At 66.0% G+C, this 15623-nt stretch carries 17 protein-coding genes; all 17 read left to right on the top strand.

All coding sequences use genetic code 11. From position 1 onward, the window contains the following. Positions 1–22: 22 nt before the first annotated feature. The 17 genes from NV1_RS15035 (at position 23) to NV1_RS14955 (ending at position 15616) form a co-directional block, all read left to right on the top strand. A complete protein-coding gene (locus tag NV1_RS15035) occupies positions 23–586 on the top strand; it encodes a hypothetical protein (RefSeq protein WP_067891224.1) in 564 nt (187 codons plus the stop codon). A gap of 18 nt (positions 587–604) precedes the next feature. After that, positions 605–994, top strand: a complete 390-nt coding sequence (locus NV1_RS15030) for a DUF2190 family protein (RefSeq protein ID WP_067891221.1) — start codon at positions 605–607, stop codon at positions 992–994. Between the two features lie 13 nt (positions 995–1007). Beyond that, the gene (locus NV1_RS15025) at positions 1008–1919 is read left to right on the top strand and encodes a major capsid protein (protein ID WP_067891218.1); all 912 of its coding nucleotides are present in this window, start codon (positions 1008–1010) and stop codon (positions 1917–1919) included. An 18-nt stretch (positions 1920–1937) separates the two neighbouring features. Beyond that, the gene (locus NV1_RS15020) at positions 1938–2324 is read left to right on the top strand and encodes a hypothetical protein (protein WP_067891215.1); all 387 of its coding nucleotides are present in this window, start codon (positions 1938–1940) and stop codon (positions 2322–2324) included. 12 nt (positions 2325–2336) lie between these two features. Further along, positions 2337–2744, top strand: coding sequence for a hypothetical protein (locus NV1_RS15015; RefSeq protein WP_067891212.1), 408 nt, complete (start codon positions 2337–2339; stop codon positions 2742–2744). After that, a complete protein-coding gene (locus tag NV1_RS15010) occupies positions 2726–3070 on the top strand; it encodes a hypothetical protein (protein WP_067891209.1) in 345 nt (114 codons plus the stop codon). The genes NV1_RS15015 and NV1_RS15010 overlap by 19 nt, the downstream gene beginning before the upstream one ends. Further along, positions 3070–3414, top strand: a complete 345-nt coding sequence (locus tag NV1_RS15005) for a hypothetical protein (RefSeq protein WP_067891206.1) — start codon at positions 3070–3072, stop codon at positions 3412–3414. Before NV1_RS15010 ends, NV1_RS15005 begins: the two co-directional genes overlap by 1 nt. Further along, complete coding sequence (locus NV1_RS15000; protein WP_067891203.1) at positions 3411–3956, top strand: phage tail termination protein; 546 nt, start codon at positions 3411–3413, stop codon at positions 3954–3956. Before NV1_RS15005 ends, NV1_RS15000 begins: the two co-directional genes overlap by 4 nt. 34 nt (positions 3957–3990) lie before the next feature. Then, on the top strand, positions 3991–4944 hold the full coding sequence (locus NV1_RS14995) for an Ig-like domain-containing protein (RefSeq protein WP_067891200.1): 954 nt from the start codon (positions 3991–3993) through the stop codon (positions 4942–4944). A gap of 79 nt (positions 4945–5023) precedes the next feature. Continuing rightward, positions 5024–5440, top strand: coding sequence for a hypothetical protein (locus NV1_RS14990; RefSeq protein ID WP_067891197.1), 417 nt, complete (start codon positions 5024–5026; stop codon positions 5438–5440). Positions 5441–5628: 188 nt separating this feature from the next. Then, entirely contained in the window at positions 5629–5877 is a 249-nt protein-coding gene (locus NV1_RS14985) for a hypothetical protein (RefSeq protein WP_067891194.1), read from the top strand. Beyond that, the gene (locus NV1_RS44930) at positions 5878–11292 is read left to right on the top strand and encodes a hypothetical protein (protein ID WP_067891191.1); all 5415 of its coding nucleotides are present in this window, start codon (positions 5878–5880) and stop codon (positions 11290–11292) included. Then, complete coding sequence (locus NV1_RS14975; protein ID WP_157116928.1) at positions 11280–12194, top strand: hypothetical protein; 915 nt, start codon at positions 11280–11282, stop codon at positions 12192–12194. Before NV1_RS44930 ends, NV1_RS14975 begins: the two co-directional genes overlap by 13 nt. Before the next feature lie 5 nt (positions 12195–12199). Continuing rightward, on the top strand, positions 12200–13960 hold the full coding sequence (locus NV1_RS44540; RefSeq protein ID WP_067891185.1) for a Gp37-like protein: 1761 nt from the start codon (positions 12200–12202) through the stop codon (positions 13958–13960). A gap of 11 nt (positions 13961–13971) precedes the next feature. Further along, positions 13972–14496, top strand: a complete 525-nt coding sequence (locus NV1_RS44535) for a hypothetical protein (RefSeq protein ID WP_067891182.1) — start codon at positions 13972–13974, stop codon at positions 14494–14496. Next, complete coding sequence (locus tag NV1_RS44530; protein WP_067891179.1) at positions 14493–15353, top strand: DUF1906 domain-containing protein; 861 nt, start codon at positions 14493–14495, stop codon at positions 15351–15353. The genes NV1_RS44535 and NV1_RS44530 overlap by 4 nt, the downstream gene beginning before the upstream one ends. Continuing rightward, on the top strand, positions 15350–15616 hold the full coding sequence (locus tag NV1_RS14955; protein WP_067891176.1) for a hypothetical protein: 267 nt from the start codon (positions 15350–15352) through the stop codon (positions 15614–15616). Before NV1_RS44530 ends, NV1_RS14955 begins: the two co-directional genes overlap by 4 nt. The last annotated feature ends 7 nt before the right edge of the window (positions 15617–15623 follow it).

Here is a 15623-nt window from a genome sequence, read left to right as displayed (position 1 = left end):
AAGGCCCAGGAGGCCGTTACACATGACCGCACCGCAGGAACAGACCCCCGACCCGAACATTCCCGACCCGAACGCGGAACCGTCCAACGCCCCGGAGGCACCGGAAGGGAACGAGAACGAGTTGCCGGACTGGGTTCGGGCGAAGCTGCAGAAGGTCAACCGCGAGGCGCAGAACCTGCGGACTCGAGTGCATGAACTTGAGCCGCTGGCCCAGGAGGCCGAAGCACGCCGCCAAGCGGAAATGACGGAGATCCAGCGCTACACCGAGGCGAACCAGACCCTCACCAGCGATCTCGCCGCTCAGCGCGAGCTCAACGAGCGCCTGGTGCTCGCCAACCGGTACACCATCCCGGAATCCCACCACCGCTACATCGTCGGCAGCTCCCCGGAGGAGCGCGAAGACGCAGCGAAGGGGATCGCCGAGATGCTCAGCGCCGTAGCGACTCCGCCTGTCACCCCACCCCCGTCGAACCGGCCGACCGCGAATCTTCGTCCAGGCGCATCGCCTGCGACACAGGATGATTCGCCGCCGACCGCGTACCCGCCGGAGTGGATTCCGAACCGAAACCGCCCCAAGCAGGGGTAATCCTCGAAAGGAGGGGCCATGGCCAACGAGTGCATTCCGCTGTATGACGACGGTGACAACGTGCCCATGCTCGCCAGCGTCGCCCTCACCGGCAAGAAGTGCGTCGCGCTGAGCGGCGTTCAGGACGCGACCTACAACGTATTTCAAGCCGGGCTGCCGACTGCTGGCGGGAAGATCGCGGGCGTCGCCGCTCAGGACGCCGCGTCCGGCGCTGTGGTGAACGTGGTTCGCCGCGGCACGTCCCGGATCATCCCGATCACCTGCTCTGCCGCGATCACCGCCGGCGCGGACCTGATGGTCGACGCCACCGGCGCGGTACTGCCGCAAACCTCGACCAACGTTGTGATCGGCAAGGCGTGGACCACCACGACCGCGTCCGGTCAGGACGTTTTCGCCGAGCTGTACTGAAAGGAGCAGGTAAATGACCGCACCGAATCCGTCCTATTACCCGCTCGGGCCGGCCAGCGTCTCCGGCAGCCAGATCACCCTGGATGTCCTGCTGAACGAGCCGACCCGGATCACCGCCTACCTGGCGGATCTGAGTCTGCAGAACTTCTTCGCCGACCGCATTTTCACCAACGGCGGCGGCGTGTCCGGCGGCTCGGTGATCTACAACCAGATCACCTACAACGACCTGTACCCGACGCGTGACGTCGCGACGGTCGCCCCCGGTTCCGAGTTCCCGAACCTCACCTCGAGCCGTCCCACCCCCTTGGTGGCGGTGCCCGAGAAGTTCGGTGGCAAGTTCGGCGTCACCGATGAGGAGAAGCGCCGCAACGATCCGTGGGTGATTCAGTCCCAGGGTGTGAAGGTGATGAACGCGATCACCCGCAAGATCAACACGCGGGCGATGACCGCCCTCGCATCGGCGGTCGCTCAGACCGGCGGCGCGACCACCATGGTCGGCAACAACTGGGCCAGCACTGTCACCGGTGGTTCGTCGCAGACCACGAACCAGCAGTGGCCGTCCGCGGATTTCGCGAAGGCGCAGATGCTGGCCGACGAGACCGAGCTCGGTTACTCCTACGACACGTGGATCGTGAATCCGCAGGAGGCCGCCCACTTCCGGGAGGTCTACTCCGGTAACGGGGCCGCTCAGGAGCAGCTCGACAGCTACGGCATCACCATGTTCTCCACCAACCGCTGCGCCGCCGGCACCGCGTACGCGGTGGCGACCGGCCGTGTCGGTCAGATGCGCATGGAGGTCCCGCTGTCCACGGAGAGCTGGCGCGATCCGGAGGAGCAGGTGACTTGGGTGCAGTCGTTCTGCGCCCCCGCGTTCGCCGTGACCGAACCGTACGCGGTTGTCAAAGTGACCGGCTTGGCCGGCTGATTCCGAGGAGATATCGCTATGCCCGCTCCGTCCGCCAAGGCGGCCACCGGCGTGAAGCGCGTGATCAACGTCGCGATCCACACCTACGTCAACCCCGAGCGGCGTGCTGTGCACGGCCGCATGGGTGAGACGGTGATGGTGCACCCGGAGCACGTCGACAGGTTCGACGAGCTGAATCAGCCTCCGTCGTTCCAGGAGATCGTGGACAACAGCCCGAACATTGTCGATGTGCGGGCGCCCACCCAGGTGGAGCAGCGCATCATGCAGGGATTCGGCACGCAGCCGGTCACCGTCGAGGCGCAGGCGCAGATTCTCGCCGCCGAGGAAGTGCGCCGCGAAGCGACCACTGCCAAGTCCGACCCGGATGAGGCGGCGGCGGATTCCGGCGACGGCGACTCGGCGTAACGAGCCCTCGTCATGACGAATCCGCTGCTGTCGCCGTACGCCACGGTCGAACAGCTGGGGGCGCGGTGGCGCAATATGCCCACCGACGCCGCTAGCGAGGCGACGGCCACGACGCTGCTCGGAGACGCGAGTTTCTGGCTGCGCCAGTGGTTCCCGTCGATCACTGGCCTGATCGACGCCGGACAATCCGACGGCACCGGCGCGATGCTGCTGGTGTGCGCGATGGTCAAGCGGGCCTTGATCAACGTCGACAACGAGGGCGTACGTCAGGCCTCGGACGGTATGGCCGGGATGAGCGAGACCCGCGTGTATAGCAACCCCGACGGGTCCTTGTACATCACGGCGAACGACATGACCCTCATCCAGGGCGGCGCTCGGGCGAAGTCCATGACGATGTCCACGTGGGGTTGCCGGTCGTGATCCGGGTACGCAACGGCGAAACCGTTACCCGGGAACGCATCGACCGCGACAACAACGGCAACCCAGTCGGCGCACCCGCCACCGAAACGATCGGCGACGTTGTGACGTGGGTGAATTCAGCGACCCCGAACTTCGATCGACGGCAGATCTCTGTCATCGACCGCGGTTTCGGGCTGCCGGCGGGCGCGGATGTGCAAGTGCGTGACCAGCTTGTGCGCGCGGACGGCACGCGGTGGGATGTGACGGCGATCGAATCCGGCAGCGTCCAGCCGATCTCCGCGCACGACTTCGGGTATTTCGTGATCCGCACGCAGGGGGTGGTGTGATGCGCCACGACATCCCCGCGGACCCGAACCCGTTCATCACTGCGTGGCTGGTCGGGCCCGAATGCAAGGCGATGATGACGTACGTCGGATTCGTCGTACAGCAGCTGTATCGGGCGCTCGAGGTGAAACGCACCGGCGAGATGGCCGCCTCCGCGGTCGTCGACGTGCACCTCGGCGGCGTGAAGCACGACCGGTACATCACGGACGTGTGGGTTACCGATCCGGGCGCACCCGCGCACATCTTCGGGGCCGGTAATCACTCGAAATCCACCGGGCGCCACTTCAACAGGCCGACGCCGACGCTTCAGTCGGTGCTGCGCCTGATGTCGACGGGTGCGGCATGAGCATCGGGTTTCCCGACTGGTACAAGGGCGGCTGGCCGGTCCGTGAGGATGTGGTGCAGGCGTGGCTGACCCCGTTCTTGAACCTGCTCACGGTGGCCGATTCGGTCGGCGTGCAGATCATGAACACCGACGGCACGCCGCGGCGGCCGACGACGTGCTCGTATCTGCCGGGCCAGTACGACACTCAGCTGCCGCTGGTGCCCGTGTATGGGTCTGGCGGCATGCCGGGCATGTCGACGGTGCTGGATCCGCAGTCGGTGCTGATCGGCGCGTTGGCCTCCACCCGCGACGAGTCGTGGCAGCTGCTGGAGTACTGCGTTCAGCTGCTGTTGGCACTGCCCCGCGCCGGCGGCACGGTGAAGATGTCCGACGGTAGCTATATGCAGGTCACCTCGGTCAGCCGGGGGTTGGCTCCGGAGTTGCGTGCGGACGCGAATCCGGATCTGCGTCTGGTCGTCGCGACCCTCGATATCGACTGCCGTCTGCCGCGGTCGGTTCCTGATTACGGCCCGATCCTCACCGAGATCGCCGCCTCTTTCTGAAATTCATTACCTCCCTCTCGGATTGGAGAGACCCATGACCGCTACGGGCGTCCAGCTGTTCCAGCAGATGAAGGACAAGCAAGACCCGTTGGTGTTCGCGCCGCTCAACAGCTTGGCGTTCGCGCACAAGTGGAGCATCGGCGCGTCGTACATCCCGCAGCACATCTGCGATCCCACGACCGGCGCGCTGCTGCCGCTGCCCCAGGGCTGGCAGACCCTCGGTGAGTTGCAGAAGAAGGCCGGTGTCGACATGACGCCGGACGTAAAGACCTCCGATGTCGAAGGTCTCGGGTCGCTGGCCCCGCGCCGCACCATCAAGACCAGCGAAGGACTGGCGATCGATTACACCGCGCAGGAATGGCGCAAGGTGAATCACGAGTTGTATTCCGGCGCAGACCTTTCCGACACATGGGCCAACTCGACCTCGGGCGAGTGGCGCGGGCACAAGATGATCTCGTCCACGTCCGACTACTGGTCGCTGATCGTGATCGCGTTCGACGGCATTGTCGGCAGCGAGTACTACCCGTACTGGATCCTGCCGAAGCTCGCGAACACCAAGCCCGGCAAGGTGTCCCTGGCGGATGGCTCCGAGATCGCGTTCCCGCAGACACTGACCTGCTACCAGGACAGTGCGTTCGTCAGCTCGGACGGTGTGGTCGGCTCGTTCTACGACTTCGGCGTCGCAGGTGTCGGCAACATCCCGCTCGCGAAGCTGGGTGGCTTCATGCAGGTCACCGCTATCACGGTGAGCCCGTCGACGGCGACTCTGGCAGTGGCGGGCACGCAGCAGTTGAAGGTGACCGACTCGAACGGCAAGGACGTGACCGCCTGGTCGACGTTCTCGTCCGGCACCCCGGCGGACGCGACGGTGTCGAGCTCGGGTCTGGTCACCGCGGTGGCGACCGGCAGCTCGGTGATCACCGCCTCCTACACCCCGGACGGCGCGACCACGGCGCTGACCGGTACCTGCAACGTCACCGTCTCCTGAGATTTCCGGGCGGCGCACACGCCTCCCACTGCGCGCCGCCCGGAAAACCCCATCCCTTACAACACATCTGGAGCTTTGAATGGCTGCTGCCTCCCCGCGCAAGCGCACGACATCGTCGCGCAAGCCGACCGCGCCGAAGTCGCCGAATCTCGCTGCGTTCGAGACGCTGCGCGAGCGGGCACAAAAGACCGTGTGGCGTCTGAGTGACGGTAATCCGGAGCCGTTCGTCGTGCCCGGCTTCGATCCGCCCATCGAGGCGCACTGGCCGAGGACGCTGGCCGATCGCGATACGTTCCACACCGCATCGAGCCAGATGAACTTTTTCGCGATGCTGCGAATTCTGTTGGCGCCAGAGGATTACGTGCGCGTGCTGGCCGCGTTCGACGAGCTGCCCGATTCTGGTGAGCTGCTGATCGGTCTCACCTTCAAAATCATCGATCACTACAACGGTCCGGGCGCGAGCGACGCAGCGCCGGGGGGTTATACGGCCTCGTAGAGCTCGTCGGGCGCTACGGGGCCGAGCTGCGCATCGACCTGCGCAGGCAATTTCACGGTCTGGATCTGAACGAATTCTTCCGCGGCGAACGCGACTGGCACGAGCTGTTCGAGTTCATTGCCGACCTGCGCGGCGGCGGCTCCCGATATCGCGCCGCACTGCTGCGGGATCCGGAACTGATCGAGTACATGGCGACCAAGGCGCTGCCGAAGAAAGCGCCGCCCCCGCCGCTCGAGGAGTTCGACCCCATCCGCGGCGAGCTCGCGAACATGCAGGACATCCTGTGGCGCATCCTCTACGCCACGATGCGCGCCGACCCGAAGGGCGCACCGACGGCCGCTCGCCCCGAAATGCCTTGGGAAGCAAGGCAAAACGAGCTGCTCGCGGCCAAGTCGCTGCACATCCGCTCGATTCTCGTCCCGTGGGAGGTGAACTGATTGGCCGACTACACCGCGGGTAATGCCGGGGTCTCCATCCATCCGGATTTCGACAAGTTCGTCGAGGAACTCCGTGCGGACCTGGAGGCGGTCGATGCTCGCCTGAAGGTCACGGTCGAGCCGCAGACCGCGGACGCGGACACGCAGATGGAGAAGTGGCGCGCCGACGCGGGCCGCGACATGTCCGTGCGTGTGGACGCGGACACCGAGCAGGCCAGCGCGGACCTGGACCGCTGGCGTGCCGAGCAGGAAGCCAACCCGGTCAAGATCGGGGTTACCGCCGACGAGGCGACCAGTAAATCGGCGAGCAACAAACTCAAGCGAGACCTGGAGTCGCTCAAGGGTGACCTGAAGGAAGCCGCGACCCTCAACATGAAGGTCGTCGGCGTCAACGGTGCCGCGGCGGCGGTCTCCGATCTGCTCGCTATCGCTGATGCGGCGACGCAGGCGTCTCGCGCGCTGGCGCTGCTGCCCGCCGCAGGTGGTGCGCTCGCGTTCGGCGGCATCTCCGCGGCGATCGGCGCGCACGGTATCTCGGACGTTTTCAAGGCGTACACCGCGGCGTCGGCGGATTCCGCTCAGACAGCAGTCAAACAGCGCGACGCCCTCAATGCTGTGGCTGAAGCCCAGTATCAGGTGGGTACCGCGCAGCGCGCCGGGCAGACCGCGGTCCGCAATCTCACCCAGGACGAGCAGGATCTCAACACCGCCTACAAGGACACCTCGCGGTCGATCCGGGACGTGAACCTTTCGCTCGAGGAGCAGAAGGTCAACGTCACCGATGCGTCGGTCGCGGTCTCCGAGGCCGCGAAGAACCTGCAGAAAGTCCAGTACGACCCGACCGCCGACGCGGACCAGCGGCAGAAGGCCCTCGACGACTATCAGCGTGCGGTCATCGGGCAGCAGCGGGCGCAGAACAAGCTCAACGACACCGCGCAGGACGCCGCCGAGGCCAACCGCAAGGGTATCGAGGGCTCGGATCAGGTCGTCGCGGCGAAGCAGAAGGTCAGCGACGGGATTCAGGCCGAGGCTGATGCCGCGCACCAGCTGAGCCAAGCCCTGATCGGTGTACAGAAAGCCGAGGAACAGGCCGCCCAGTCCGGCGGACAGGACAAGATCGCCTCTGCGCTGGCGAAGCTGTCGCCCAATGCGCGCGAACTCGTCGCCGATATCCGCGCTCTCGGCCCGGCATGGACCGACGTGCGCATCGCCGGGCAGGATGCGCTGACCAATGGCCTCGGCCCGGCGATCGAGCGGCTGGCCAACACGCAGCTGCCGGCGTTCAAAGCGGGTGTTGTCGGTGTCGACGAAGCACTGAACACGGGCCTTCGCGCGACACTCCTCGAGTTGTCGTCGCCCGGCAGCAAGGCGAACTTCGGTGAGTTCCTCACCAACACGGTCGCCGGGTTCCGGAATGCCTCGGGCGCTGCGGCGCCGTTCACTCAGGCCATTACCACGCTGGCGGCGGCCGGTTCGAGGGAACTGCCCGCGATGGGGCAGGCCGTCGACGACATGGCGACGAAGTTCGACAACCTGATCCTGCGCACGACCAGCGATGGCGAATTCGATGCCTGGATGAAGCAGGGCATCACCTCGGCGCGCGAGCTCGGCCAGACCGTCGAGCACCTCGGTTCGTCCGTGGCGTCGGTGTTCCGCGCGGCGGGTGACGGCAGTTCGGTAGTGCAGTCTCTCGACAACCTCACCGGCCGCATGGCCGCGTTCCTCAAGAGCGGCCAGGGCCAGACGGAGCTGGGTTCATTCTTCCGTGAACTACGCCAAGACGGCCAACAGCTGGCACCGTTGCTGAAAGATCTGCCGGGCCTGGCACAGGGGGTTGTCGAAGGCTTCCACCTGTGGGGGTCGGTCATCGGAGCGCCGCTGCACGAGATCGCGCACTTCCTATCCGATCACCCGCGCCTCGTTGAGCTGGCCATCGCCGCCTACGCGGGTTTCAAGACGGTCAAGCCTGCGGTCGACGGCGCGAAGCTGGCGATCGACTTCCTCGCGAAGAGTGCCGGCGGAGCCGCCGAGGGCTCGGGCGGTCTGGGCAAGCTGAAGGCTGCGGGGAGTGGCCTGATCGGGCTGCTCGGGAACCCATGGACAGTCGCATTGAGCGTGGCCGCGGTCGGGTTCCTGACGTTCTCCGAGTCCGCCGATAAGGGTTCGGCTGCGATCGACCGCTTCCACGGGCAGGTTCTGCAGACCACGCAGGACGCCAGCGCCATGCGGAAGGCGTTGCAGTCTTCCGGCGGCGCGCTCGATACCGGTGTGATCGACGCCAACACGAACGCGATCAAGAACTACCGGGATGCGCTGGCTACGAACGCCAAGGACATGCCCGGTGTCACCGACTACTGGTCGGCGGGCCTGGCGGGCGTCTCGAGCTCATGGTTCGGCGGCCTGGGGAAGGGCGTCGCCGCCAACTACAGCACGCGGAAATCCGTCGACGAGGAGTCGCAGGCCGCCTCGGCGGCGCTGGACAAGATCGGGCTGAGTAACGATCAGCTGTCGGCGAAGATCACCGGCAGCAAGCCGCAGTTCGACCAGTTGATCGGCCAGCTGAAGGGCATGGGCTCGGGCGGCGAGGATGCGGCGCACAAGCTCACCGAGCTGCGCGACGAGTGGGCCGTCGACGCATCCTCGGTGCATCCGGTCGCGGCCGCGATCCAGGATCTGAGCGATAAGAACCGGGACGCCGCGAACTCGATCGACGCCGCGACGAATGCGCTCGAGCGGCAGCGTCAGGGCGGTCTCACCGTCGAAGACGCGACGTTGAAGGTCAACGAGGCGCTCACCGCGATGGGCACGAACGCCTCAACCGCGGCAGGGGCCACGATCGACGCGTCGGGCGCGATCGATACGACCACCTCGAAGGGGCAGGCGCTCTATCAGCTGCTGAACCAGCAGCTCGCCCCAGCGTGGGAGCAGGAAACCGCGGCCGTCTACAAGGACGCGATCCAGCACGGCCAGAACGCCGACCAGGCGCAGGCTGCCGCGCAGAAGAAGTCCGACGCGATCCGCGACTCGGCGACGAAGTCCATCGAGGCGATGGGCTACACGCAGAGCCAGGCCGACGAGCTGCTCAAGCACTATCAGCCGCTGGCGGGGAACTTCAAGGCCACGTTCACTGCGGACACCACGCAGGCCACCGGCGCGGTGCAGCAGCTCGAGAAGCTGATCACCGACAGCAAAGACCGGGCCGGGAACATTCCTGGCGGCCTGCAGTACTACGCGTACAGCCTTGGGCTGCCGGGGCAGTATTCGCCCGGGTTCGGGACGCCGGTGACGCCGACTCCGGCGCCGGGTGTGCCCTCGAACGTCGCGCCGTTCTTCGCGGGCGCGCACGCCACTGGCGGCCTGCTCAGCGGACCCGGCAATGGCACCTCGGATTCGATGGTGATCCGCGCCAGCACAGGCGAATTCGTCGAGTCCGAGGGCGCTGTCGACACGTACGGCGTCTCGTTTTTCCAAGCTCTGAACGAGCGCCGGATCGACCCGAAGCTGATCGCGATGCTTCCCGGCTACGCGACCGGCGGTCAGCCCGGCAGCACCCCGGCCTCATCGAGCACGTCGGCCACGGCCTCGGGTGCGAGCAACATCGCTGCAGTGCTGGCGCTGGCGCAGTCGCTCGCCGGGCAGCCGTACGGCGGTGCGCTGGACTGCTCTGGCCTGATCTCGCAGCTCGCGCTGAAGGCGGACGGTCTGGATCCGTCCAGCGGCCGGATGGCGACCAGCAGTGAGGGCCCATGGCTGCAAGCGCTGGGCTGGAAGCTCGGAACCGGTTCCGGCAACGGCGTCTTCAGCGTCGGATGGATCGACGATCCATCGATGCCCGGCGGCGGCCACACCGCCGGGACGCTGCCGAACGGCCAGAACATCGAGTCGTCTGGCAGCGCGGGGAAGGTGCTGCTCGGCGGCAGTGCGCTCGGCTCGAATGCCAGCCTGTTCACGCAGCACGCCTACCTCAACATGAGCTCGGCGACGGTGAACACCGCCGATGGCGGCCTCGGCAACCCGGCGGCCGGCACCCTGGCGACGCCGACGCCGGGTGTGAGCTCGCAATCAGTGCTCAATCCGCAGGCTGCTGCGCCTGCTCCGCAGTCCGATGAGCAGATTCAGCTCGCCCAGGACAAAGCCGCGTTCGATCAGGCGAACTCGCAGCGCAACGCCGTTTATGCGAACCCGGCATCGACGCAGGCGGACAAGACCGCTGCGGACTATGCGTACAACAAGGCAGCGAACACGGTCGGCCGGGATATGCAGAACCAGAGCGCCGGTGCGGCAACGCTGTTCAGCGCTCAGGGTGCCGGTCAGGCGTTGGGCATCGGCATCGGTTCGGTGATCGGTGCCGCGATCGGCGCATCGATTCCCGGCGGGCAGGGCGCGGCGGTGAACGCCGGGATCGGCGGCCGGTTCGGGAACAAGTTCGGTGGCGAGCTGGGCGGTGCGCTCGCGGGTGGCCTGCTGAACTCGCTGGGCCTGGGCGGGTCGATCCTGTCCCAGGGCAACGCGTGGAACAGCGCGTTCCAGAAGGGCATCGCGGCGTCTGGGGCGGCGTCCGGTATCGCTGGCGCAGGTTTGGGTGCGGCTGGGTACGCGCCGCAAAACCTGCCGACGATCGTCACGACCACGACGCAGCAGGGCTCGCCCACCAACCCGGCCACGGCCAGCTACGCCGGCACCGCGGGCACATCGGCGAGTGCCGCATCGAACGCCGCGCTGGCGCATACCTACGTCCCGGGTGGGGGCGCGCAGCAGTGGCTCGGCACTGTCCAGGCGATCCTGACCGCCACCGGCCGCAATCCGGCAGATGCCGGGATCACCGTCGAGCAGATCCAGGACGAGAGCGGCGGCGACCCGAACGCGGTCAACAACTACGACTCGAACGCCGCGGCCGGCCATCCGTCGAAGGGTCTCTTGCAGGTGATCGACACGACGTTCGCGGCATACCAGGATGCGCGGTTTCCGGGTTCACAGACCGACGCGGCACCGAATATCGCTGCCGCGCTCAACTACGTGGACAGCAAGTACGGCGGCCCGGAGAAGATCTGGCCGACGACCGGCGGCTACGCCGATGGCGGCTGGGTCGGCGGCCCTGGTGGTCCGCGCTCGGACAGCGTCCCGATGCTGTGGTGGGGCTCGAACGGCGAGTACCTGCACGTCACGAATGCGGCTGGCGCGCAGCAGAATGCGCCATTCCTGGACGCGATGAACGCCGGCGCGCAGTTCCAGCCGTTGCCGATGCCGAGCAACTACGACATGTCCGCGACGCGCGGCGGCAGCGGTGAGACGCACTACCACAACGACGTGCACGTCAACGAACCGCGGATCATGCACATGGGCGAATTCATGGACCACATGAATCAGCAGGTCGCCCGCTCGACGCTCGGGGGGATGTCGACGTGGCCCGTATGATCGACCGCTCGCAGTATCTGCGACTCACGCTGTCCAACAAGACATCTGGCCGCAGCTGGAATCTCACGGATGGCACCGAGGGCGTCGAGATTCAGAAGAACACGAGTCAGCTGCTCACCGACGCGGACGCTGACACGTTCTACATCAAGAGCATCTACGGCCAGTCGTATCAAGGCTTTCAGTGGAAGCAGCGCAGGCCCACATTCGGCGTGAATGTGCACCATCCGGATCCGGATCAGTGGATGCAGATCGAGTCCGATTTCCGCGACGACCTCGGCATGTTCGACGACACATTTTCGATTACTGCGGAGGCTCCCGGGTCGACGCGCGATCTCGAGATGCGCCTGTATCAAGCCCCGGACTCGTATTCGAAAGGCGCATGGGAAGGGAAATCACCCTTTCTGCAGGACACCTCGACGATGGCGATTATGGCCGCGTGCGAGCGGCCGTTCTGGGCGGCTGAAAGCATCGTCTACCCGTGCACATTTCCCACCGGCAATGGCACGCTGCCGATCTGGGTGGAGAACCGCGGCAACGTCCCGATCTTCCTCGAATGGAAACTGCCCGCCCCGGGGACATGGACGGTCCCCGATTACAGCTGGGGCCAAGAGCTGAAGTTCGGGCGCACGCCCGGCCAGGACGCCACGCGTACGGTCACGTTGAATCCGCTACAGGCCGGTGAGGATCTGGACCTGGACACCGATCCATATCAGAAGCAGATGGTCGCGGCGTCGAATACACCTGTCGAACAGCGGAATCTGGGCGTGCAGCTCATGTATCCCGTAGCGCCGAAGACGCCGCCGACACAGGTCCCGCTCGAGCTGGTCGGCGGCACGGCGAACACCACGGCGTACGTGGTGTGCCCGGCCTGGTTTTCGCGGCCGTTCGGGGTGAGCTTGTGACGACGATGACGCCCCCGGAGCCGCTCACCCTGGCGGACATTCCGGATACGTGGGACGAGTGCGAGCGCATCCGCGAGGAGCGTCTGGCAATGCGGCGGGCGAAGCCGCGGGCGCGCGTGTTCACGAACCCGCCAGACGGACGCGAGGACGAGGGTCTGATCCTGGTCGGTGAGGCGGCCGACAACATCGCCGGTTCGTTCCCGCTGAAAAACAAGGTCACCGACCCGGGCGTCGGGACTTTGCGGCTGCGGCCGGATCACCCGATCTCCCGCTACATCATCAACATTCCGTTGCTGGCCAAGGCGAATCCGTCGATGGCGGACGTCATCAAGGCGAACGTCGTGCTGATCGTCGATCACATGGGCGGCGCGTTCCAGTGGTCCGGGCTGGTCAAGAACTGGCGGCTTCGCAAGGATGCGAACGGGATCCGTTACGTCGAGCTGACGTGCATCCACGACACCCAGTTCCTGCAGTACTACTTGTGCCCGCCGAACCCGATCCTGCCGCTCGAGGTCTTCCAGTGGCCAAGGGATTTGCCACTTTTCGGGCCCTCGAAATGGTGTATCTCCCTGGTAATCCTGCTCCAGCTGATCCGGCGAAACGGCAACCTCTGGAATATCCCCGAGGACCCGTTCGACGTCGGATCCTGGGACGCTCTATTCGACTGGTCCAGCTGGCAAGTGTTCATCAAGGCGAACCCGTTCGACCTCGATGATTCGTCGCTCTGGAACTTCTTCTCGATGCGGATGGATCGTGTCGATCAGCTGATCGTCGACGCGATGGACGATGCGCAGCTGACGATGCAGTGCCGCCGCGTCATGACGATCGACGGCGAAACCATCGACGTGCCAGGCGTTTCCACCTGCCGCAACGGTGCGCTGGTGTTCGAGGTTGTCGACAACTCCGGCTTCTACGATCCGGCCGGCACCTCGGTGATCGGCAACCTGTTCGACGGGTTCGCCCGCACAGTCGTCTCGTGGGCCGAGGGCGGCGTCGAGGACGTTTTCACCGCGACCAGCAACGACAACGTGCTGCTGCCGGACGAGTACTACGCGGCCGGATGGAACGGCACGATGCCGCCCTATCCGTGGGTGACGATCATGGACGGCCCGTACACGTCCATCGAAACCAGTGACCTCACGCACTCACCGGACACCGCGGTGTCGTTCATCGTGGGCGGCGACAACCCGTTGGCCGATGAGGCCGCGAAGATCGCGATCGAACTCGGCGGTGACCTACTCGGGTTCCTGCTGACATCTGGATTCGTCGACAACGCAGGCGATATCGCAGCCGACGTGATCATGCCGTTTATCCAAGGCTGCATTTTCGCGTGGGACCAGTACACCCACAACACGCGTGCGCATGCGCTCGGCTGGGTGCACCTGGGTGAGGTGCTCGGCGGTAGCGCGAACGTCAACGCCTGGTCGCTCGCTGCGATCGACGCGTTCCGTGCCGCGATCGACGCGACGGCCAGCGAGACCGCGCACGTGTTCACGATCGGCGGCTCGGCCCGCTACCTGCCGTTCCTGGATTTCCTGCCCGGCAACAGGATCGGCAGCACGGACCTCGAGATCTCGAACTTCCTGTTCGTCGACCAGGTCGCGATCGCGACGCTCGCCTGGGACTACTCCCAAGGCAAGCCGCACGACTACGAGGTCCAGGTCGGTGAGGCGAAATCCCGGCTCACGCAGGCGGAGCGCTTCGCTCGGATGCTCTCCAAGATGCAAGCCTCCATCGCCGATATCGGCGTCCACCTTCTCTCATGACGGGAGCCTCTATGCCCGAAGACGAGGACCGCGAGGCGGGAATCGCCGAGCTCACGCGCTACCTGGATTCGCTGCCGCTGCCGGGCCCCGGCAGGGTGCGCCGGTACGCGCTGCACTCGCTCCACTCGCGCGTGATCGCAACGGAGTGGTGGGACAAGGGATTGCGGCTGCACCACGACAAGGCCGTCATCTTCCCGATCCCCGGCCAGCAGCGGGGAGCCGAAACCGGCAGCAAGCTGCTCGACTGGGTGGACGCCGACACGTACGCGCAGTACATGGCCGAGCATCCAGCCGCTGCGGCGGTGCTGGCCGAGAAGCAGAGCACCCCGAAGGAGCGGTTGCAGGCCGCGCTCGCCGTGCTGAATCCCGAACTCGCCGAAAAGCTCCCGGCCATGACGCCCAAGGAGCGCGAGAAGGCGAGCGCCGAGTACGCCGCCAAGCTACCGAACGCGACCAAACGGCTCGCCGATCTCGCCGAACGCAATCACCGGATCCGGCAGCACCTGAAAGACCAAGACGGGAGCGCGCAGCGATGACCCAAGGACTCGATTACGCGGGCGGACGCCCAGGCGGCGCGGCCATCGCACGCGCCGGATACAGCTTCGTCTCCCGTTATCTCACTGACGGTGGACCTGGATTGCCGGGCAAGCTGCTCACGCCGGAGGAGGCCGACGATCTTCGAGCGCACGGCATCGACATCGTGGCGAATTACGAGACCTACGCCGATCGGATGCTCGTGGGCTACGACGCCGGATGCTACGACGCCGAAGCCGGGCTGACGCAGGCGCGTGCGTGCGGCATGCCCGACGGGCGTCCGATCTACTTCTCGGCCGACTGGGACGCAACCCCCGCGCAGCAGGCCGCGATCAACGGGTATCTGACCGGCGCGGGGACGGTCATCGGCGAGCAGAACGTCGGTATCTACGGCGGTTACTACCCGGTCAGTCGCGCCCTGGATGCCGGGGTCGCGCACTGGGCGTGGCAGACCGATGCCTGGTCCGGCGGCCAGGTCGATCCCCGAATCAACATGCACCAACGCATCGGCACCGCATGGGTGGGCGGCGTTTCGTGCGACGTAAATGAGGCCGACACACCGGATTTCGGCCAATGGAGCCTAGGAGGCGATATGCAGTTGAGCGACACCATCACCGATGCGTACGGGAATTCCGTCAGCGTCGGGGATGCGCTGAAATGGCTGCTCTACCACACGGATCTGACAGTCGACCAGATCGGCGGCGCGGGCACCCGCAACGACATGCCGGCGCAGTTCGGCGGCTGGCCGCAGCTGAATAACAGGACCGTCGTGGATGCGCTCGCCGAGATCGGTGCGCACCTCGGTATTCCCGGCTACACCGCTCCGACAGCCCCCGCGACTCCCGGGAGCGCGTCGTGAACAAGGTTGTCTCACTGATCGAATCGCAGCCGGTACGGATGGCCTTCTATCCGGTGGTGGCCGGTTTCGTCGGCTACCTGGCGATCCGCGCGGGCGCCGATGCAGATACCGCGAACTGGATCGCAGGCATCGTTGCCGCCATATTCGGCATCGGCGCGACGGAGGCCATACACGCCAAGGTCACCCCGGTGGCGCTCGCGGCCAAACCGTCGCCGCCCCCTACCGTGCCCGGCTCCGGTCCGGCTGCTGATCGGCATGCGTAGTGCAGGT

It is taken from the genome of Nocardia vaccinii NBRC 15922 (assembly GCF_001613305.1).
GTDB classification, from domain to species: domain Bacteria; phylum Actinomycetota; class Actinomycetes; order Mycobacteriales; family Mycobacteriaceae; genus Nocardia; species Nocardia vaccinii.
Note: the sequence above shows the minus strand (reverse complement) of the source record. Positions and strands in the feature narration are given on the sequence as shown.